23 protein-coding genes and 1 tRNA gene are annotated in these 19,410 nt (G+C 69.3%); 14 read left to right on the forward strand and 10 right to left on the reverse strand.

The features are described 5' to 3' along the window. Nucleotides 1-21: 21 nt before the first annotated feature. The 4 genes from QE452_RS03475 to QE452_RS03490 form a co-directional block, all read right to left on the reverse strand. Nucleotides 22-1,884, reverse strand: a complete 1,863-nt coding sequence (locus tag QE452_RS03475; RefSeq protein ID WP_309660420.1) for a methyl-accepting chemotaxis protein — start codon at nucleotides 1,882-1,884, stop codon at nucleotides 22-24. A 133-nt stretch (nucleotides 1,885-2,017) separates the two neighbouring features. After that, nucleotides 2,018-3,346, reverse strand: a complete 1,329-nt coding sequence (locus QE452_RS03480) for a cell wall hydrolase (protein ID WP_309660421.1) — start codon at nucleotides 3,344-3,346, stop codon at nucleotides 2,018-2,020. Further along, a complete protein-coding gene (cysK, locus tag QE452_RS03485) occupies nucleotides 3,346-4,266 on the reverse strand; it encodes a cysteine synthase A (RefSeq protein ID WP_309660422.1) in 921 nt (306 codons plus the stop codon). Before cysK ends, QE452_RS03480 begins: the two co-directional genes overlap by 1 nt. Beyond that, nucleotides 4,263-5,615, reverse strand: coding sequence for an MFS transporter (locus QE452_RS03490; protein WP_309660423.1), 1,353 nt, complete (start codon nucleotides 5,613-5,615; stop codon nucleotides 4,263-4,265). The genes cysK and QE452_RS03490 overlap by 4 nt, the downstream gene beginning before the upstream one ends. A 188-nt stretch (nucleotides 5,616-5,803) precedes the next feature. Here QE452_RS03490 and pdhA point away from each other — a divergent pair, with 188 nt between their 5' ends. Together pdhA and QE452_RS03500 are read left to right on the forward strand one after the other, a co-directional pair. After that, complete coding sequence (gene pdhA, locus QE452_RS03495) at nucleotides 5,804-6,847, forward strand: pyruvate dehydrogenase (acetyl-transferring) E1 component subunit alpha (protein ID WP_125996228.1); 1,044 nt, start codon at nucleotides 5,804-5,806, stop codon at nucleotides 6,845-6,847. Between the two features lies 1 nt (nucleotide 6,848). Next, entirely contained in the window at nucleotides 6,849-8,273 is a 1,425-nt protein-coding gene (locus QE452_RS03500; protein ID WP_125996227.1) for a pyruvate dehydrogenase complex E1 component subunit beta, read from the forward strand. Nucleotides 8,274-8,554: 281 nt separating this feature from the next. On the opposite strand, the gene QE452_RS03505 is transcribed toward QE452_RS03500, so the two are convergent. Further along, nucleotides 8,555-9,445, reverse strand: a complete 891-nt coding sequence (locus QE452_RS03505) for a class I SAM-dependent methyltransferase (protein ID WP_309660424.1) — start codon at nucleotides 9,443-9,445, stop codon at nucleotides 8,555-8,557. Between QE452_RS03505 and QE452_RS03510 the strand changes: the two genes are divergently transcribed. From QE452_RS03510 to QE452_RS03530, 5 genes are all read left to right on the forward strand, one after another. Beyond that, the gene (locus tag QE452_RS03510; RefSeq protein ID WP_309660425.1) at nucleotides 9,444-10,178 is read left to right on the forward strand and encodes a ComF family protein; all 735 of its coding nucleotides are present in this window, start codon (nucleotides 9,444-9,446) and stop codon (nucleotides 10,176-10,178) included. The genes QE452_RS03505 and QE452_RS03510 overlap by 2 nt on opposite strands. A 32-nt stretch (nucleotides 10,179-10,210) precedes the next feature. Further along, nucleotides 10,211-10,468, forward strand: coding sequence for a glutaredoxin 3 (gene grxC, locus QE452_RS03515; RefSeq protein ID WP_309660426.1), 258 nt, complete (start codon nucleotides 10,211-10,213; stop codon nucleotides 10,466-10,468). Beyond that, entirely contained in the window at nucleotides 10,465-11,292 is an 828-nt protein-coding gene (locus tag QE452_RS03520) for a carbon-nitrogen hydrolase family protein (RefSeq protein WP_309660427.1), read from the forward strand. Before grxC ends, QE452_RS03520 begins: the two co-directional genes overlap by 4 nt. After that, entirely contained in the window at nucleotides 11,289-11,717 is a 429-nt protein-coding gene (locus QE452_RS03525) for a DUF1178 family protein (RefSeq protein ID WP_309660428.1), read from the forward strand. Before QE452_RS03520 ends, QE452_RS03525 begins: the two co-directional genes overlap by 4 nt. A 214-nt stretch (nucleotides 11,718-11,931) precedes the next feature. Next, the gene (locus tag QE452_RS03530) at nucleotides 11,932-12,510 is read left to right on the forward strand and encodes a JAB domain-containing protein (RefSeq protein ID WP_309660429.1); all 579 of its coding nucleotides are present in this window, start codon (nucleotides 11,932-11,934) and stop codon (nucleotides 12,508-12,510) included. A 6-nt stretch (nucleotides 12,511-12,516) separates the two neighbouring features. On the opposite strand, the gene QE452_RS03535 is transcribed toward QE452_RS03530, so the two are convergent. The 3 genes from QE452_RS03535 to QE452_RS03545 are packed head-to-tail and all read right to left on the reverse strand — an operon-like array spanning nucleotide 12,517 to nucleotide 14,284. Continuing rightward, nucleotides 12,517-12,657 carry a DUF2256 domain-containing protein gene (locus QE452_RS03535; protein WP_309660430.1) on the reverse strand — a complete coding sequence of 47 codons (141 nt, stop codon included), beginning with the start codon at nucleotides 12,655-12,657 and terminating at the stop codon, nucleotides 12,517-12,519. Continuing rightward, a complete protein-coding gene (gene aroB / locus QE452_RS03540) occupies nucleotides 12,657-13,757 on the reverse strand; it encodes a 3-dehydroquinate synthase (protein ID WP_309660431.1) in 1,101 nt (366 codons plus the stop codon). Before aroB ends, QE452_RS03535 begins: the two co-directional genes overlap by 1 nt. Further along, the gene (locus tag QE452_RS03545) at nucleotides 13,754-14,284 is read right to left on the reverse strand and encodes a shikimate kinase (protein ID WP_309660432.1); all 531 of its coding nucleotides are present in this window, start codon (nucleotides 14,282-14,284) and stop codon (nucleotides 13,754-13,756) included. Before QE452_RS03545 ends, aroB begins: the two co-directional genes overlap by 4 nt. 79 nt (nucleotides 14,285-14,363) lie before the next feature. On the opposite strand from QE452_RS03545, the gene QE452_RS03550 reads away from it, so the two are divergent. The 5 genes from QE452_RS03550 to QE452_RS03570 are packed head-to-tail and all read left to right on the forward strand — an operon-like array spanning nucleotide 14,364 to nucleotide 18,159. After that, complete coding sequence (locus QE452_RS03550; protein ID WP_277600170.1) at nucleotides 14,364-14,498, forward strand: hypothetical protein; 135 nt, start codon at nucleotides 14,364-14,366, stop codon at nucleotides 14,496-14,498. Next, the gene (locus tag QE452_RS03555) at nucleotides 14,482-15,849 is read left to right on the forward strand and encodes a hypothetical protein (protein ID WP_309729608.1); all 1,368 of its coding nucleotides are present in this window, start codon (nucleotides 14,482-14,484) and stop codon (nucleotides 15,847-15,849) included. The genes QE452_RS03550 and QE452_RS03555 overlap by 17 nt, the downstream gene beginning before the upstream one ends. Continuing rightward, nucleotides 15,755-16,297, forward strand: coding sequence for a hypothetical protein (locus tag QE452_RS03560; RefSeq protein ID WP_309729611.1), 543 nt, complete (start codon nucleotides 15,755-15,757; stop codon nucleotides 16,295-16,297). The genes QE452_RS03555 and QE452_RS03560 overlap by 95 nt, the downstream gene beginning before the upstream one ends. 5 nt (nucleotides 16,298-16,302) lie before the next feature. After that, nucleotides 16,303-17,202 carry a tyrosine recombinase gene (locus QE452_RS03565; protein ID WP_309660434.1) on the forward strand — a complete coding sequence of 300 codons (900 nt, stop codon included), beginning with the start codon at nucleotides 16,303-16,305 and terminating at the stop codon, nucleotides 17,200-17,202. 9 nt (nucleotides 17,203-17,211) lie between these two features. Next, entirely contained in the window at nucleotides 17,212-18,159 is a 948-nt protein-coding gene (locus QE452_RS03570; RefSeq protein WP_309660435.1) for an acetyl-CoA carboxylase carboxyltransferase subunit alpha, read from the forward strand. Between the two features lie 78 nt (nucleotides 18,160-18,237). On the opposite strand, the gene QE452_RS03575 is transcribed toward QE452_RS03570, so the two are convergent. Both QE452_RS03575 and QE452_RS03580 read right to left on the reverse strand, forming a co-directional pair. After that, the gene (locus QE452_RS03575) at nucleotides 18,238-18,408 is read right to left on the reverse strand and encodes a Flp family type IVb pilin (protein ID WP_309660452.1); all 171 of its coding nucleotides are present in this window, start codon (nucleotides 18,406-18,408) and stop codon (nucleotides 18,238-18,240) included. Between the two features lie 163 nt (nucleotides 18,409-18,571). Beyond that, nucleotides 18,572-18,763 carry a Flp family type IVb pilin gene (locus QE452_RS03580; RefSeq protein ID WP_309660436.1) on the reverse strand — a complete coding sequence of 64 codons (192 nt, stop codon included), beginning with the start codon at nucleotides 18,761-18,763 and terminating at the stop codon, nucleotides 18,572-18,574. 33 nt (nucleotides 18,764-18,796) lie between these two features. Here QE452_RS03580 and QE452_RS03585 point away from each other — a divergent pair, with 33 nt between their 5' ends. Together QE452_RS03585 and QE452_RS03590 are read left to right on the forward strand one after the other, a co-directional pair. After that, nucleotides 18,797-19,228 carry a (deoxy)nucleoside triphosphate pyrophosphohydrolase gene (locus tag QE452_RS03585; RefSeq protein WP_309660437.1) on the forward strand — a complete coding sequence of 144 codons (432 nt, stop codon included), beginning with the start codon at nucleotides 18,797-18,799 and terminating at the stop codon, nucleotides 19,226-19,228. Between the two features lie 108 nt (nucleotides 19,229-19,336). Then, nucleotides 19,337-19,410, forward strand: a tRNA-Gly gene (locus tag QE452_RS03590).

Consider the following 19,410-nt stretch of genomic DNA (forward strand, 5'->3'; position numbering starts at 1 on the left):
CTCGGGCGGGGCCGGGGCGGATCAGAACTCCGTCCAGTCGCCATCGTCCCCGGTGCTGGCCACCAGCGCCGGGACGGCGGCGGCGGGCAGCGGGCGGACGGGCCGGTTGAAGTCGTCCGGCTGAAGGGCGGGACGAGACGCGGCGCGCATGGTCCGCGGTGCCGCTGCCGAACCGGTGTTGAACTGCGCGGCCTTGTCGGCCAGGCCGCCGACTTCGCTGGCCAGGTTGCGGGCGGCGGCGGAGGTTTCCTCCACCATCGCGGCATTCTGCTGGGTCGCGCGGTCCATGCTGCCGATCGCGGTCGTCACTTGGCTGATCGCACTGGCCTGGGCCTGATTGTCCGCCGCCATGGTCGCGAGCAGCTCGTGCACCTGCGCCACGTCGCCCGAGATGTTGGACAGCGCGCCATCCACCTTTTGCACCGCGCCGACGGCGGTGATGATGTCGCTCTGCGTCGCGGTCAGCTGTTCGCGTGCACGCTTCGCTTCTTCCTCGGAGCGCATCGCCAGTGCCGACACCAGGTCGGCGACGACTGCGAAACCACGCCCGGCGTCGCCCGCGCGCCCCGCCTCGACGGCGGCGTTCATCGCCAGGACTCGCGTCTGGAAGGCGATCTTGTCGAGCCCCTCGATCACCGAATCGATGCCCTTGGCGCTTTCGGAGACGCGACCCATCGCCTGCACCGCCTCGTCCGCGACGGCCCGGCCGCCGTTGACGGTGGAGATCGCCTGATCAGCGCGGGCGACGGTCCGCGACGAGGCATCGGCGGTCGCGCGCAGTCGCTCGTCCATGCGCGTGATCGAATTGGAGGTTTCCTCCAGCGAGGCGGCATTGCTCTCGGTACGGCGGGCGAGATCCTCCGATGCCTGGGCGATCTCGTCCGAGCCGGTGCGGATCGCCATCGCGCTCTCCGACACCGAGCCGATCAGGCCGCGCAGACGCTCGACCGCGTCGTTGTAATGCTCCTTCAGGCCGGCATAGGCCGGTGGAAACTGGGCCGTGATCGTGCTGGTCAGGTCGCCCTGCGCCAGATGCGACAGGTTGGCGGACAAGGTGTCGACCACCTGCTTCTGCGCGGCGTCGCTTTCCGCCTTGGCGTGCTCGCCCTGCTGCTTGGCGAGACCGGCATCGCGGAACACGGCCAGCGCCTGTTGCAGCTCACCGATCTCGTCGGACCGTTCCGAAGCCTGGCAGTCCACGTCGAAATCGCCCCGCGCCAGCCGCTTCACACTGCCGGTGAGCGTCTGGATCGGCCGGGCGATGCCAAGCGTCAGCAGCCAGGCCAGGACCAGGGCGGCGATGACGGCGGTGATCGCGCCGCCCCACAAGACGGTCTTCATCCGGACGGTGGCGACGTCAATCAGGGCGCTGAGTTCGTCGAGCCGATCCTTCTGGCCCTTGACCAGCACGACGATCTGCTGACGCACCGGTCCGACGCGGTCGATGCCGCCTTGGCGCTGGGCCTCGGCCCTCGACTGCGGCTGCGCCGCCATGGCCATCAGGGGCTCTGCCACCGTGCTGCGCCAGTTGTGGATCGCCTGACGGGTCGCCTGCAGCCGCTGCTTCGTGATCGGGCGGACGGTGGTCTTGATCGCCTCTTCGATCTGGCCATCCAGGTCGCGGCCGACGCTTTCATAGCGCGCCCGGAATTCCGGATCATTGTCGAGCAGCACGCCGCGCGTGGCGTTCACCTGCGCCAGGAATGCGTTCTCGATCTTCAGCACGGCGGTCATCACCGCGAAACCGCGGGATCGCTTGTTCAGCGTTTCCTGGACCGATCCGAAATTCTGCAGGACGAACAAGCCCTGAAGCGCGAGGATTACGATCAGGACGGTGAAGGAAGCCGTCAGCTTCCGGGCGATAGGCCAGTGTTGGAAGGTCATGCGAACGGAATCCTCGCGCAGATGGCCAGGCTCTTCGCCTGGAACTCATCCCCATTTTATGCGTTCGCGCGCGCCCTTGGACGGTGGGTGGGACCTTTATTGCACGATAAGAATGATGTTAGCGTTATCTTGATTATGGTTCGTTCGCGACGGGGGGCGACTGAACCGTCGGCGTTACTGTGGAGCCGGCGACGCGCCGTCGCACGCCTCCCAAATTATCCGGCCCGCGCCCCGCTAGAGGAAGCGGCGTGGCGGCGGCGGGCGGGGTGACGCCGACCGGTGCCCCCGGATCGCGGCGCATGCATCCGCCCGGCCGCGTGTGCGGGAACAGCGTGCAGTTCCACAGCGTCCGCTCCAATCCCGCCGGCTGGTCGCGCAGATAGCTGAACGCCATGGCCGCGACCTGGGTCGGATTGGGATCGCCGGATCGGGGCACCGACTTCGTATCGGTCCAGCCCAGATATTTGCAGCGCGGGCGGGCGCCGCAGGCCTTCGCCGCCAGCGCCGGATAGCTTTCCGCCGACAGGCCGGCGGGTAGCGCGACCATGATCGCCTGCGTGTCGCCGACATCGGGATCGGTGACCAAAGCCGGCACGGAGCCGTCGACCGACGCCAGGGCGGTGGCGGCTTCGCTGGTCGCGGCGGATACCGCCGCCAATGCGCCGCCCATCCGGTGCGCGTCGGACAGGGCGGCGATCTTGTCGATCACCGGTTCCTCGGCGGAAACCTGACGGTTGAAGGCGGGCGGGGTGCCCCACCAGCCGGCCCAGCGGAAGAAGAGATGGCTGTGCACGGCGGCGATCTTGTCCAGGCTGGACTGCCAATAGGGCACGACCCAGTCGGTATGATAATGGGTGGCATAGCCGACCGGGCGATAGACCGTACCGGTCAGCGCCGCCGTCGCGATCCGGCGTGCCGCGGTCCACAAGGCGGGGGACGGCGACCAGCGGGTCAGCGCGCCGTCGCAACTGAATGTGAACTGGCAGCCGGTGGTGCGGTCCTGCCCCTCGAACACCACGCCGCACACCGTCTTGGGAAAGGCGGGATGGCGGACGCGGTTCAGCACCACCTGCGCGACCGCGCGTTGCCCGGCGGGATCGTCGCCCGCCTCATAGACCAGCGCGGCGGCTAGGCAGTCGGTGGCGCGGGCGAGATTGTCGGGCGTGTCGCGCAGGTGGAACGGGCGCGCGGCCGGGTTCGGCCCCTTGGCGAAGGGCACGCCCGCGTTGAAGGCACGCGCGTCCTGCGGTGTCAGGTCGACCAGCTCGACCGGCTCCACATCGGGCAGCACGGTCGGCGGCACCACCTTGCGCGGCGGCAGGCCCGCACGCCGGGCGATGCGCGCCGGACTGGCGGCGACGGTCGGCACCCACCGCACGAGCAGCACGGGAATGACGACCGCCACCAGGGCGAGAAGGAGGAGCAGGCCCCGGAATACGGGTCCGGGGCGCGAAGACACCATCACGCTTCGGGCAGGAAGTCCGGCACCGACAGATAGCGCTCGCCCGTATCGTAGTTGAAGCCGAGCACACGCACGCCATCGGGCAGGTCGGGTAGCTTCTGGAGGATCGCGGCGAGCGTCGCGCCGGACGAGATGCCGACCAGCATCCCTTCCTCGCTGGCGGAGCGGCGCGCCATGTCCTTGGCGACGGCGGCATCGACCGCGATCACCCCGTCCAGCAGCTGGGTGTGGAGGTTGGCGGGGATGAAGCCCGCGCCGATGCCCTGGATCGGGTGCGGGCCCGGCTGGCCGCCGGCGATGACGGGCGAGGCCTGGGGCTCGACCGCATAGACCTTGAGGTCCGGCCATTCCTTCTTAAGCGCCTCGGCGACGCCGGTGATATGGCCGCCGGTGCCGACGCCGGTGATGATGACGTCGATCGGCGTGTCGCGGAAATCGTTCAGGATCTCCTGCGCGGTGGTGCGGACGTGCACCTCGACATTGGCCGGGTTCTCGAACTGCTGCGGCATCCAGGCGCCGGGTGTCTGCTCGACCAGCTCCAGCGCGCGCTCGATCGCGCCCTTCATGCCCTTTTCGCGCGGCGTCAGGTCGAAGGTCGCGCCATAGGCCAGCATCAGGCGGCGGCGTTCCAGCGACATGCTTTCCGGCATCACCAGCGTCAGCTTATAGCCCTTCACCGCCGCGACCAGCGCCAGGCCGATGCCGGTATTGCCGCTGGTCGGCTCGATGATCGTGCCGCCGGGCTGGAGCGCGCCCGACGCCTCCGCCGCCTCGACCATGGCGAGGGCGATGCGGTCCTTGATCGAGCCGCCGGGATTCGACCGCTCGGACTTGATCCACACCTCGCTATTGGGGAACAGCCGCTGGATGCGGACATGCGGCGTGCCGCCGATCGTCTCCAGGATCGTATTGGCCTTCATGGCTTGGCTTCTCCGTGCTCAGGTTCGGTTTCGAGGATCTCTGGCGGGTCAAAGGTTCGCGCGCGGCGGAGTTCCGGGAATAGGCGCGACCAGAGCAGGGTCACGCCGATCGCGCCGACCCCGCCGAACACCACCGCGCCGACCGGCCCCAGCAGCGAGGCCATCACGCCGCTCTCGAACTCGCCCAGTTCGTTGGATGCCGAGATGGTGAGCTGCGACACCGCGCTCACCCGCCCGCGCATCGCATCGGGGGTGTGGAGCTGGATGAGCGACTGGCGGACATAGACCGACACCATGTCCGCGCCGCCCGCGACGATCAAGGCGGCGAGGCTGAGCAGGAAGGCGGGATGGACGATGACCGCCATCGTGCCGAGCTGCACCGTGCCGGTCCGCAGGCCGAGCGCGTCGGTGACATGGGCGGCGACGCCGAAGGTCAGGATGGCGAGACCGAAGACGATGACGGCGGCCAGCATCTTCACGCCGACATTGCGGCTCATCGGCCGGACCGAGAACCAGATGGCGGTGGTCGCCGCGCCGATCCCCATGCCCGCCGCCAGCACGCCCAGCCCCTGCGACCCGACATGCAGGATGTCGCGGGCATAGACCGGCAGCAGCGAGGTCGCGCCGGCCAGCAGCACCGCGAACAGGTCGAGCGTGATCGCCGCCTGCACCAGCCGGTTGCGCCGGACATAGCGGAACCCCTCGGCGATGCGGGCGAGCGGCCGGTGATCGGTCTGCACGGCCGGCTGCGGCACCGGGCCAATCAGGAACATGAAGGTGAGCGCGACCACGAACAACAGGGTCGCGACGCCATAGGCGACCTCCGGGTGGATGGCATAGAGCAGGCCGCCGACGCTGGGGCCGGCGATGGTGCCGACCTGCCAGGCGATCGAACTGACCGCGATCGCGGTGGGCAGACTCTCGCGCGGGACCAGATTGGGCGCGAGCGCCGAATAGGCCGGCCCGGAAAAGGCGCGCGCCACGCCGAACGCCACCGCCGCCGTGAACAGCGCGCCCAGCGTCAGGTGGCCCGACCAGGTGAGCAGCCACAGCGCACCCGCGGTCAGCACCAGCAGCGCGGTGGTGCTGCGCACGATCCAGCGCCGGTCGACGCTGTCGGCGACCAGGCCGGTGATCGGGGTGAGCAGGAACAGGGGCACGAACTGCGCGAAGCCGATCATGCCGAGCATGAACGCCGCCTGCCGCACATCCATCGTCTCGCGCGCGAGATTATAGACCTGCCAGCCGATGACGATCGACATCGCCGAGACGGCGATGGTGCCGCTGAACCGCGACAGCCAGTAGCTGCGGAAATTGGCGATGCGAAAAGGGTGGATATGGTCGGCCATTCACCCGGAGCTTTACGCATGGCGCGGGCGTCAGGGCAATGGTGCTGGCCTTTGTGCCCTGAAAGCCCGGCTTGATCCGCTCGGATCGGATAATGCTGCGAAAGCTGCTGCATCGCATGATTGCCTCTTTCGTCGGACCCGGCCTATAGGCACCGCCAACTACCCTACGGAAACGAGGTCTTTTGACAGTGGCCAAAGCCCCCCGCGCCTTCGCCGATCCGCCGATCCCCAATCGCGAGCGTCCCGCCGAGCCGAAGCCGTTCGAGGCGAGCAAGGAACAGCTGCTCGACTTCTACAAGCAGATGCTGCTGATCCGCCGGTTCGAGGAAAAGGCCGGCCAGCTCTATGGCCTCGGCCTGATCGGTGGCTTCTGCCACCTGTATATCGGCCAGGAAGCGGTCGCGGTCGGCCTGCAGTCGGCGCTGGACGGCGACAAGGATTCGGTGATCACCGGTTACCGCGACCATGGCCACATGCTGGCCTATGGCATCGATCCCAAGGTCATCATGGCCGAGCTGACGGGGCGTGCCGCCGGCATCTCCAAGGGCAAGGGCGGGTCGATGCACATGTTCTCGACCGAGCATAAATTCTATGGCGGCCACGGCATCGTCGGCGCGCAGGTGTCGTTGGGCACCGGCCTCGCCTTCGGGCACAAGTACAGCAATGACGGCGGCGTCTGCCTCGCCTATTTCGGCGACGGCGCGGCCAATCAGGGCCAGGTGTACGAGAGCTTCAACATGGCCGAGCTGTGGAAGCTCCCGATCATCTTCGTGATCGAGAACAACCAGTACGCCATGGGCACCAGCGTCAACCGCGCCTCGTCCGAGGACCAGCTCTATCGCCGCGGCGAGAGCTTCCGCATCCCCGGCATCCAGGTCGACGGCATGGACGTGCTGGCCTGCCGCGGCGCGGCCGAGGAAGCGCTGGCCTGGGTCCGCGCGGGCAAGGGTCCGGTCATTCTGGAGATGAAGACCTATCGCTATCGCGGTCACTCCATGTCCGACCCGGCCAAGTATCGCAGCCGCGAGGAAGTGCAGGGCGTGCGCGACAAGTCCGACCCGATCGACCACGTCAAGAAGCTGCTGGAGGCGCAGGGCGTGACCGAGGCCGACCTGAAGGTGCTGGAGCAGGACATCCGCAAGACGGTGAACGCGGCCGCCGATTTCGCCGAGCAGACCCCCGAGCCGGATCCGGCCGAACTGTACACTGAAGTGCTGGTGGAGCGTTACTGAGATGGCGATCGAGATCAAGATGCCGGCCCTGTCCCCGACCATGGAGGAGGGCACGCTCGCCAAATGGCTCGTGAAGGAAGGCGACAGCGTCAAGTCCGGCGACATCATGGCCGAGATCGAGACCGACAAGGCGACGATGGAGTTCGAGGCGGTCGACGAGGGCGTCATCGCCAAGATCTTGGTCGCCGAGGGCACGGATAACGTGAAGGTCGGCACCGCCATCGCCGTGCTGGCCGAGGAGGGCGAGGACGCCTCCACCGTGACCGAGACGCGCAGCGGCGAAGACGCCAATGCCGCGCCGAAGAACGAGGCCACCGACGGCGCGTCGCCGCCGATGCCGGAGGGCGCCGCCGCCGCCGAGCAGGAGAGCGGCACCCAGCAGCTGGTCGCCGCCGCCGAAGCGCACGCCCCCGCCACGCCGGAGATTCCGGAGGGCACCGAGATGGTGAAGCTCACCGTCCGCGAGGCGCTGCGCGATGCGATGGCCGAGGAAATGCGCGCCGACGACCGCGTCTTCGTGATGGGCGAGGAAGTCGCGCAATATCAGGGCGCGTACAAGGTGACGCAGGGGTTGCTCGACGAGTTCGGCGACCGCCGCGTCATCGACACGCCGATCACCGAATATGGCTTTGCCGGCGTCGGCACCGGTGCGGCGATGGGCGGCCTGCGCCCGATCATCGAGTTCATGACGTTCAACTTCGCCATGCAGGCGATCGACCACATCATCAACTCGGCCGCCAAGACCAACTACATGTCCGGCGGCCAGATGCGCTGCCCGATCGTGTTCCGTGGCCCCAACGGTGCCGCCAGCCGCGTCGGCGCGCAGCACTCGCAGAACTACGGCCCCTGGTATGCCAGCGTCCCCGGCCTGATCGTGATCGCGCCCTATGACGCGGCCGATGCCAAGGGGCTGCTCAAGGCGGCGATCCGGTCCGAGGACCCGGTCGTGTTCCTCGAGAACGAGCTGATGTACGGCCGCTCGTTCGACGTGCCCAAGATGGACGATTTCGTCCTGCCGATCGGCAAGGCGCGGATCATGCGCGAGGGCAAGGACGTGACGCTGGTCAGCTATTCGATCGGCGTCGGCGTCGCGCTGGAAGCGGCCGAGAAGCTGGCCGAAGAGGGCATCGACGCGGAGGTCATCGACCTGCGCACACTGCGCCCGCTCGACACGGCAACGGTGCTCAAGTCGCTGGCCAAGACCAACCGCATGGTCGTGGTCGAGGAAGGCTGGCCGACCTGCTCGATCGCGTCGGAACTGACCGCGGTGGTGATGGAGCAGGGCTTCGACGACCTCGACGCGCCGGTGCTGCGCGTCGCCAACGAGGACGTGCCGCTGCCCTATGCCGCCAATCTCGAAAAGCTGGCGCTGATCGACTCGGCGAAGGTCGTGAAGACCGTCAAGAAGGTCTGCTACAAGGGCTGATCCTTCGATGCGTGCGGCACGGCCATCGGGTCGTGCCGCACGTTTTTTATTGGGTCACGCGACGCCGCGAAGCGGTCCGTCATGGTGTGAACGCCGCCTTTCCCCAGGCATGTTCCCCGGCGAAGGTCGGGGCCCAGATAGGGGACGCCAGCGACAGGCAGTCCAGCGCTGCCTTTCCGCCAAAGCGACGATGGGCGCACGCCGAGCCGCTCCGGCGACTCCCCCGAACCGGTGTTATGAACTAAGGCGCGCTCCGGGTCCCGCCGCGTGAACCTGATCCGTCACGCCGGATCGGGCGGCCGCTTCAACGCCTGGGCCAGCGACGCCGTGGCGCTGCCGCGCTTCGCCGGCTGGGGTTGCGAGGCGTCGGGCGACCAGCCGGTCAGGAAGATCAGGTCGATCCGCTCGCGCGTGCGGCCATCCGCACCGCCCGCTTCGCCAAAAGCCGCGGCGGCGGCGGCCAACGCTCCGCGCGACAGCGGATGGCGTTCGCTCAGCACGTTGGTGCCGGCCATGCCGCGCAGATCCTCCAGCAATCGCCACATGCCGGGATAGCCGATATCGAGCGCCTCGATATCGGCGACGGGCAGGGCGAAGCCGGCGCGGACCAGCAGGTCGCCCGCCGAGCGCACATCGATCTGGGGATGCAGACGGGCGACCGGCCGCTGCCGCTCGGCAGTGGCGAAGGCCTTGCGCAGGTTGGGGAAGGAGGTGGCTCCGACGAACGCCGCCAGGAACAGCCCGTCCGGCCGCAACGCCCGCCGTGCCAGCGTCAGCGCGCCCGGCAGGTCGCCGATCTGGTCTAGCACGCCCGCGCTCACCACCAGGTCGAAACTGCCATCGGCGAAGGGCAGACGGTCCTCGTCGGCCTGCACCCCGCCGGCCCGTTCGGCGAACAGGAAGCCGGCATCCATCCGCGCGACTCGGGCGCCCGGCGGCGGCTCGAACGCGCCGTCGAAACAGCCGAGATCGAGCACGTCGTGAAAGGCGCGCTTCACCGTCGCCAGGCGCTCGGCGATCCCGTCGAGCATGGCGGCGCGAAGGAAATCATGCGCGGCGAAGCGGTTGGCGGCGCGGTCGCGGCGATGGCGGCGCGCGGTGCGATCGAAGATGTCGGGGGTGTCCACGCCCGTGCTTGTGCCCCGTCGCGTGCCGGCCGACAAGCGCGCCATGCCGCTTCGTTCGATCGCCGGTGCCGTCCGCACGATCATCGCCCTCTTGCTCCCGCCGCGCTGCCCCGGTTGCGGCGAACCGGTCGGCGCGGACCATCGCTTCTGCGCGACCTGCTGGACGGGGCTCCGCTTCCTGGCCCCGCCCTGGTGCGCGGGCTGCCACCTGCCGTTCGACTATGATCGCGGACCGGAGGCGCGGTGCGCGACCTGCCTCGCTCGGCCGCCGCGCCATGCCGGCATCCGGGCGGCGGTGGCCTATGGCCCGGTGGCGGGCGCGCTGGCGGTGCGGCTGAAACATGGCGGGCAGATCGCGCTGGCGGAGACGATGGCGCGGGCGATGGCGCGGCTGATGCCGGAGGAGGCGGAGCTGCTGGTGCCGGTGCCGCTTCACCGCTGGCGCCTGTGGCGGCGGGGGTTCAACCAGTCGGCGCTGATCGCCGCCGCCCTCGCCCGGCGGACGGGGCTGCGGCACGATCCGTTCGTGCTGCGGCGACGGCGGGCGACCCGGTTGTTGCGCGGTCTGGGCCGGCGCGAACGGGCGCGCACCGTGCGCGGCGTCTTCGCGGTGCGGTCGGCCGATCGCGAGCGGGTGCGGGGGCGGGCGGTGGTGCTGGTCGACGACGTCTATACGACGGGCGCGACGGCGGAGGGCTGCGTCCGCGCCCTGCTGGCGGCGGGCGCGCGGTCGGTGACGATCCTGTGCTGGGCCCGCGTGCTGGCAAGCGACGATTGACAAGTGCCGATGCCGCCCACACCTGAGAGGCTATGGCAAAGGTCGAAATCTACACCAAGGCATTCTGCCCCTATTGCACCCGGGCGCTCAAGCTGCTCGCCGCCAAGGGCGTCGATCCGCAGGAGTTCGATATTACCATGGGCGGTCCGAAGCATGCCGAGATGCTGGAGCGCGCCAATGGCCGCACCACCGTGCCGCAGATCTTCATCGACGGGGCGCATATCGGCGGATCGGACGATCTGGCCGCGCTCGACAGGGCCGGCAAGCTGGACCCGCTGCTCGCGGCGTGACCATCGCACTGCTCCAGATGACGAGCGGGATCGATCCCGCCGTCAATGCCAGGACGCTGACCGACGCGGTGGCGAATGCGGCCACCGAGGGCGCGACGATGCTGTTCACGCCGGAAATGTCCGGCCTGATCGATCGCGACCGGGCGCGGGCGGCGCAGGCGATCGTCGCCGAGGCGGATGATCCGGTGCTGGACGCGGTGCGCGGCGCGGCGGCGAAGACCGGGCTGTGGGTCCATCTCGGCTCGCTGGCGGTGCGGCGGCCGGACGGCCGGCTGGCCAATCGCGGCTTCGTGATCGACGGCAGCGGCGCGATCTGGGCGCGCTACGACAAATTGCATCTGTTCGATGTCGACTTGCCCACGGGCGAGCGCTGGCGCGAATCGGCGAGCTATGCGCCGGGCGAGACGGCGGTGGTGGTCGATACGCCGGTCGGCCGGCTGGGGCTGGCGATCTGTTACGACCTGCGCTTTCCGGACCTGTTCCGCGCGCTGACCGATGCGGGCGCGACCGTGCTGGCGGTGCCCGCCGCCTTCACCCGTCCGACCGGGGCGGCGCATTGGTCGCTGATGCTGCGCGCGCGAGCAGTCGAGGCGGGGGCCTGGGTGGTCGCCGCGGCGCAGACCGGCACGCATGAGGACGGCCGCACCACCTATGGCCATGCCATGGTCGTCGATCCCTGGGGCGAGGTGGTGCTGGACATGAGCGAGGCGGCGGGGATGTCGCTTGCGACAATCGACCCGGCGCGCACGGCGGAAGTGCGGGCGCGCCTGCCGGTGCTGGAGCATCGCCGGCCCGTTCCACCGGTGACGATCGTCGGCGCATGATCGTCTTCGACCTGCGCTGCCCCGATGGTCATGTGTTCGAGGCCTGGTTCGGGTCCAGCCGCGCCTATGACGATCAGCGCGATGCCGGACATCTTGTCTGCCCGATGTGCGGCGCGACGCGGATCGAGAAGGCGGTGATGGCCCCGGCGGTCGCGGCCAAGGGCAACCGTGCCGATCCATTGCCGCCCGCCGCGATGAAACAGGCGATGGCCGCACTGGCGGCGGCGCAGGCCAAGGCGCTGGAATCCTCCGAATGGGTCGGCAGCGCTTTCGCCACGCGCGCCCGCGCCATGCATTCGGGCGATGCGCCGACCACCGCCATCCATGGTCAGGCGAGCGTCGCCGAAGCCAAGGCCCTGGTGGCGGAAGGCGTGCCGATCGCGCCGCTGCCGCTGCCCGTGGTGCCGCCAAAACAGCTCAACTGATCCAGATTGGAAACCCTCCGGATCGGATACGGTTGATGACGAACCGCTCCGCATCGGAGGCTTAGGCGCACCCGCATCGCACTATGAGGGAATAGGGAGGGAGGCCTGTTCCTCACGAGCCCCCGCGATGTTCCACCGGTTCGCCGGCCTACGGCTTCTTCCAGCATCGTCCGCTCCGCGACCGATCTCCGGTCCCGGCCCGGAGGCGCGACAGGTGCTGGTCGATCTGCTCGCGATCGTCGATCCCGACCGGGCGGGGCGATGGGCGGATGCGATATTGGAGCGCCATGGGAGCCTGAACGCAGCGCTGGCCGCCGGAGAGGCGTCGTTGCTGCCGGTGGTGGAGTATCAGACCCAGGCAGTGGCGCTGCTGGTGGCGCATCGCCGGGCGGCCTTGTTCGCGCTGCGCGAGCAAGTGGCGGCGGGCCCGATCGTAGCGACCCGGCACGAACTGATCGATTATTGCCGCCAGCTTATGGCGCATGATCGCGACGAACAGTTGCGCGTCTTCTTCCTCAATGGACGACGCGAACTGCTGGCGGAGGAAGTGATCGCGCGGGGCGGGCCGGAGGGGGTGATGGTCCGCCCCCGCCAGATCCTCGCCCGCGCGCTGGAGGTGGGTGCATCCGGCCTGACCCTGGTCCACAACCATCCGAGCGGCGATCCCGCCCCCAGCGACCTCGACCGCCGCTTCACCCGCAAGCTGGCCGTGGCGGCGGAGGCGCTGGGCATCCGGCTGCACGACCATCTGATCGTCGCGCGCGACGGCCAGCACTGTATCGCGATCGACTGATCGAGGTCAGCGTTTCCGCCGGCAGGCGTCCGAGCAATACTGCACCTGCTCCCAGTCGCGCGCCCATTTCTTCCGCCAGGTGAAGGGGCGGCCGCAGGCGGCACAGATCTTGGTCGGCAGGTCGCGCTTGTCGACGCCGTTGGGCATCAGCGCGGCTCACGATCGAGGAAGGCCGCCACATCGGCCAGATCTACCGACCGGTCGAGATAGGTTCGGCCTATGCCGCGGGCGAGCAGGAAGGGCAGGGTGCCCGCCGCCATCTTCTTGTCGTGGCGCATATGATCGACCAGCCGCGCGCCGCTGGCGGCGATGCCGGCCGCCGCCAGCCCGTCGGGCAAGCCCACGGCCCGGAAATGCGCCGCGACCCGCTCGGCATCCTCGGCCGGGCACAGGCCGCGCGCGACCGAGAAGCGGAAGGCGAGCGCGATGCCCGCCGCCACCGCCTCGCCATGGATCAGGCTGCCGTCGAAACCGGCCTCCGCCTCCAGCGCATGGCCGAAAGTATGGCCCAGGTTGAGGAGCGCGCGGGTGCCGTTGGTCTCATGCTCGTCGGCGGCGACGATCCGCGCCTTGGCGGCGACCGAATGGGCGATGGCCCGTTCGCGCGCCGCCGCATCGCCGGCGAGCAATGCCGCGCCATGCGCCTCGCACCAGGCGAAGAAATCGGCATCGTCGATCAGGCCGTATTTGACCACCTCGGCATAGCCAGCGGCCAGTTCGCGCGGCGGCAGCGTCTCCAGCACCGCCGGGTCAATCAGCACCATGGCGGGCTGGTGGAACGCGCCGATCAGGTTCTTGCCCGCCGCCGTGTTGATCGCGGTCTTGCCGCCGACCGAGCTGTCGACCTGCGCGAGCAAGGTCGTCGGGATCTGCACGAAGGGGCAACCGCGCTTCAGGATCGCGCAGGCGAAGCCGATCAGATCGCCCATCACGCCGCCGCCCAGCGCCAGCACATGGTCGCTGCGCTCGATCCCGCGCGCCATCAGCCAGTCGCACACCTGCGCCAGCACCGCCCAGCTCTTGCTCGCCTCGCCCGGCGGCAGGACCAGCGCCTCGCTGGCGATGCCGGCCGCCTCCAGCGAAGCCTGCAACCGCGCGAGATGCGGACGCAGATTCGAATCGGTGACGATCGCCATCGGCCGCCCGCGCGCGAGCGGGGCGAGCGCGTCGGCGGCGCGGTCGATCAGCCCGGCCTCGATCAGGATCGGATAGCGGCGGTCGCCCAGTTCGACGGCGATCGTCCTCATCGGCCGATCGCCTTCAGGATGGCGTTGACGGTCACTTCGTGCGGACCTTTCTGGCTGGAGACATGGATATGCGCCTGGGCATAGATCGGGTCGCGCACGGCGGCGAGATCGGTCAGCACCTGGCGCGCGTCCTTGCCGCGCAGCAGCGGACGCGTGTCGCGGCGCTTGACGCGTTCGACCAGCACGTCCGGATGCGCGCTCAGCCAGATGGCCGTCGCCTGGTCCAGGATCAGCCGGCGCGTCGCCGGATCGATGAAGGCGCCGCCGCCGGTCGCGATGACCTTGGGCAGGCCATCCATCAGCCGACCGATCACGCGGCGTTCGCCGGCGCGGAAATAGGGTTCGCCGAATCGGGCGAAAATCTCAGTGATGGTCATGCCGGCCGCGTCCTCGATGGCGTTATCGGCATCGACGAACGGCAGATTCAACCGCGTCGCCAGACGGCGACCAACGGTGGATTTGCCGACACCCATCAACCCGACGAGCACGATCGGCCGGCCGGTCCAGGGGGAGTGGCTTTGCAACATCGCGAGCGGGGCTATACAGCCGCAATCGCGCGGCGCAAAAGCGCTGTGACCCCGCGTATCCGTTTTCCAAGGTTTGCCTATGTCCCGCCTTCTCGTCTCGCTCCTGGTGATCCTGGTCGTGGTCGGGGGTGGCATGATGCTGCTCGCCGGCCGTGCCAAGGATCGGCCGACCACGCAGATCGAGCAGCAGGTCTCGCTTGCGAATCTCCAGTAAGGTCGCAGCCGCCGGATTCGGCGCGGTCGCGCTCGCCGCCATGGCGGTGGCGCAGGATCGCCCCGAATCGATCCTGCCGCCCGGTTTCGGCGATCCGGCGGCGCGCCCCGCCGCCCGGCCCAGCGCGACGCCGACCGCCACCGCTCCGCGTGCGCCCGCCGCGCGACCGGGGCCTGCACCGACATCGCCGGTCCCGGGCGGCGCGGTGCTGCCGGGCGATCCGGCCGGCGCGGTGGTGCAGCCGCTGCCGACCCCGACGCCGGCCCCGATCCCCAGCGGGACCCCGTCGCCGGTCGATCCGCGCCTGCTCGCCCGCTACGAGATGCCGGCCTATGCCCGGCGCTCGCTGGCGACTGTCGGCCTGTCGCAGGACATGCCCGCCGACGCGTTCGGCGCGGCCGATGGCGGCTTCATCGAGACGTTGATGCGGCACACGCCCGCGCCGTTGCCGTCGCGCTGGCTGTCGATGCTGTTGCGGCGGACGTTGGCGGCGGAACTCGATACGCCCGCCGGACTGAACGGCGCGGACTATGCCGCCGAGCGTGCGTGGCTGCTGCTCCGGATGGGCGAATCGGTGGTGGCGCGCGGGGTGGTCGAGCGGGTCGACAATCGCGACTATACGCCCAAGCTCTACCAGGTCGCGATGAACGCGATGCTGGCGACCGGCGATCCCGGCGGCCTGTGTCCGCTGGCCGACGGGGGGCTCCGCGCGACCGGCGAAGTGGGCTGGGTCTTCGCCCAGCCGATCTGCACGAGCCTGACCGGGCAGGGCGAGGCGGCGCGGGCCCAGTTCCAGGCCGCGCGACGTCGCCGACTGGCCGGCGGGGTCGACGTGCTGCTCGCCGAGAAGGTGATGGGCGCGGGCGGGCAGGGGCGGCGCGCGGTGACGATCGAATGGGACGGCGTCGACCGGCTGACCCCGTGGCGATTCGGTCTGGCGAACGCGACGGGCGTGGCGATCCCGGAGACGATGTTCGCGACGACCGGTGCACAGGTCCGCTATTGGCAGGCGCTGTCGCCGATGCTCGCCCCGGCCGCCCGGCTGACTCTGGCGGAGGCGGCGGGCGCGCAGGGCGTGCTGTCGAGCGCGGCGCTGGTCGATCTCTATGGCATGGTCGCCGGCGACGACGATGCGCCCTCGGCGGCGACGGCGGCGGCGCAGGATCTGGGCACCGCCTATGCCGGGCGTACCGCCGATGCGCGGCTGGCGGCGCTGCGGGACCTGTGGGGGGTCCGATCCTTCCTATGGCCGATTGGTGCTGACCGCCCATGCCGCCGCGCGCCAGCCGGTGCGGGCCGATCTGGCGGAAGCGGACCGGATCGTCGCCTCCCTGCTGTCCGCCGGCCATGACCGGACGGCGGCGCGCTGGGCACAGGCGGTGAAGACCGGCGGCGATGGCTGGGCGATGATCGCGCTGTCCGACCCCGATGCCACCACGCGCTTCGGCGAGGGCGATGTGCAGGGCTATACCGGCAGCGGCGACGCCACGCGCAAGCGGCAATTGTTCCTGGCGGGCCTGGCCGGCCTCGGCCGGATCGCGCCCGACCAGGCGCAACGTGCCGCCGAGTCGCTGGGCGTACCCCTGGGGGCGGAGACCAACTGGACCCGTGCGCTGGACCGGGCGGTGCGCGCGGACGAACCCGGCACGGTCGTGCTGCTGGCGGCGGTCGGGATGAACGCCGCCAATTGGCGCGGCGTGTCGCCGGTCACGCTCTATCGCATCGTCGCGGCGCTGCGCGGCATCGGCTTGGACGGCGAGGCGCGGATGATCGCGGCCGAGGCGCTGGCGCGCGGCTGACCCGGATGCCCGAGCTTTCCGATCGCGGACTGATCGACCGGTTCCTGGAGATGCTCGCCGCCGAATCGGGCGCGGCCGCCAATACGCTGGCCGCCTATCGCAGCGACCTGACGCTCGCCTCGACCGTGCTCGGCGGGCGGCTGGCCATGGCCGATGCGGAGGCGCTGGCGCGGCTGGCGCATGACTGGCGGGCGCTGTCGCGCTCCACCGTCGCGCGCAAGTCGGCGGCGCTTCGGCGCTTCTATGCCTTCCTGCATGAGGAAGGGCACCGGGCGGACGATGCCGGCGCGGCGCTGCCCCGGCCGGGCACCGCGCGCGGCCTGCCCCGGACGCTGAGCCATGACGATATCGACCGGCTGTTCGCCGCGATCGCGGATCGCCTCGCCGACCCGCGCCCGGCCGACCTTCGGCTGGCGGCTTTGTTCGAGCTGCTTTATGGATCGGGCTTGCGCGCGACCGAATTGGTGTCGCTGCCGCTCACGGCGGTGCGGCCCGACCGCCCCTATCTGTTCGTGAAGGGCAAGGGCGGCAAGGAGCGGCTGGTGCCGCTGTCCGACCGCGCGCGTGCGGCGGTGGCGGCGTGGCGCGCGCATGTGCGGCAGGACCAGCCCTTCCTCTTCCCGTCGGGGCGCGGCCATCTGTCGCGCATCCGCCTCTATCAGCTGGTGCGCGAACTGGCGGCGGAGGCGGGGATCGCGCCCGACCGGATCAGCCCGCACGTCCTGCGCCATGCCTTCGCCACGCATCTGCTCGCGGGTGGTGCCGACCTGCGCGCACTCCAGACGATGCTGGGCCATGCGGATATCGCCACCACCGAAATCTACACGCATGTCGAGACCGCAAGGCTGGTCGAACTGGTTCAAACGAACCATCCGCTCGTTGACCTCGACACGACCCGGTCCTAACCGCCAGCCATGTTCACTTTTCTCGACTTCGAAAAGCCGATTGCCGAATTGCAGGGGCGGATCGACGAACTGCGCGACAGCGGGGCGAATGGCGGTGTCGATATCGCCGCCGATGTGGCGCGGTTGCAGGCGAAATCCGACAAGCTGCTGCGCGACACCTTCGCGCGGCTGACCCCCTGGCAGAAGACGCAGGTCGCGCGGCATCCCGAACGCCCTCACTTCAAACATTATGTCGCCGGTCTGTTCGAGGAATGGATCCCGCTGGCCGGCGACCGCGCCTTTGGCGACGATCAGGCGATCATCGGCGGCTTCGCCACCTTCCGGGGGCGCAAGATCCTGGTGATCGGCCATGAGAAGGGCGACGATACCGCCAGCCGGCTCAAGCATAATTTCGGGATGGGCAAGCCCGAGGGCTATCGCAAGGCGATTCGCCTGGTCGAACTCGCCAGCCGATTCGGCCTGCCGGTGGTGACCCTGGTCGACACCTCGGGCGCATTCCCGGGCATCCAGGCGGAGGAGCGCGGCCAAGCCGAGGCGATCGCCCGCTCGACCGAGGCGTGTCTGAACGCCGGCGTGCCGGTGATCTCCGCCATCGTCGGCGAGGGGGGGTCCGGCGGCGCGATCGCGCTGGCGGCTGGCAACCGGGTGCTGATGTTCGAACATGCCGTCTATTCGGTGATCAGCCCCGAGGGCTGCGCCTCGATCCTGTGGCGTACCGCCGACAGGGCGCCCGACGCGGCCGAGGCGATGCGCGTGACCGCGCAGGATCTGAAGCAGCTCGGCGTCATCGACACGATCGTGCCCGAACCGCTGGGCGGCGCGCACCGCGATCACGGCCAGGCGATCGAGAAACTGGGTGATGCGATCGAATCAGCCCTAGGCCAGCTCGCACCGCTCTCGCCCGAGCAGCTCACCCGCGAGCGTCGCGCCAAGTTCCTGGCGATGGGTCGGCTGTAAACGCAAAAGGGCGGCGGACCCGTCGGTCCGCCGCCCTTTCGATCGCCTCGGACAGGAGCCGAGGCGCAGCTGTAAAGATCAGGTCGCCTTGGTCATGTTGCCCGAGACCGAGTTGAAGGTCGCGCCCAGGTTCTTGCCGAGGGTCGACATCGCCGAGATGGCGGCGACCGCGATCAGCGCGGCGATCAGACCATATTCGATGGCCGTGGCGCCCTTGGAATTCTTAAAAATCTTGCGCATGTTCTGCATTGCGATCTCCATGGTCACGAAGCTTCAGTTACCCGGCCGAGCCGGGGTAAGACCGGATCGACAATCCCATTCCTATCGGCGGCAGGTTGAGAAACACTTAAACTTGCGGATTGTAAGATATTGATAACCATCAATGTTTCGTGAGGTGGCAAAGGCTTGGGGGTCAGCGGGCCTTGACGACCTTGGTGCTGACATTGTTCCACATGGTGGTGGTCGTATCCGCCACGCTGCTCAGCGCGCCGACCATCGCCAGCACGATCAGGGCGACGATCAGGCCATATTCCACGGCGGTGGCGCCACGACGATCGACGAACAGGCGCCGGCCAGCGCGCGGCAGGGAGCGGAGCGGGATCATGGACAGGTGGGATAGGGCAGGAGAGCTTAAGGAATGACCAACGATATCATGATCGTGGTCGCGGCGGCCCTGATCGACGCCACCGGCCGCACCTTGGTGCAGCAACGTCCGCTGGCCAAGGCGCATGGCGGCTTGTGGGAATTCCCCGGCGGCAAGGTCGAACCGGCAGAGCGGCCGGAAGCGGCACTTGCCCGTGAACTGTCGGAGGAGCTGGGCATCCAGGTCGAGCCGGGCACGCTGGAGCCGGTCAGCTTCGTTGCCGGTGGCGAGCCCGACCGGCCGTTGCTGTTGCTGCTCTACGCCTGCGACCGATGGGTCGGTGAACCAGCGGCACTGGACGCCGTGGCGCTGCACTGGGACGTCCCCGCCGCCTTGGTAGCCCTGCCGATGCCGCCGGCCGATTACCCATTGGCCGCGGCACTGGCGCGGTGGGTTGTCGTGGAATCGTCACGGAAACCTCGTTGACGACCGTACCGGACCTGTGGCAATCGCCTCCCACATCGAAGCGCCCGGCATGCCGGACGCCGACGATGTCCCACCCTGCGGTCGGAAACGGCGTCAGAGCAGGTGTAGGCGGGTGTAGCTCAATGGTAGAGCAGCAGCTTCCCAAGCTGAATACGAGGGTTCGATTCCCTTCACCCGCTCCA

The sequence above is a fragment of the Sphingomonas sp. SORGH_AS_0438 genome (assembly GCF_031453475.1).
Taxonomy (GTDB): Bacteria; Pseudomonadota; Alphaproteobacteria; order Sphingomonadales; family Sphingomonadaceae; genus Sphingomonas.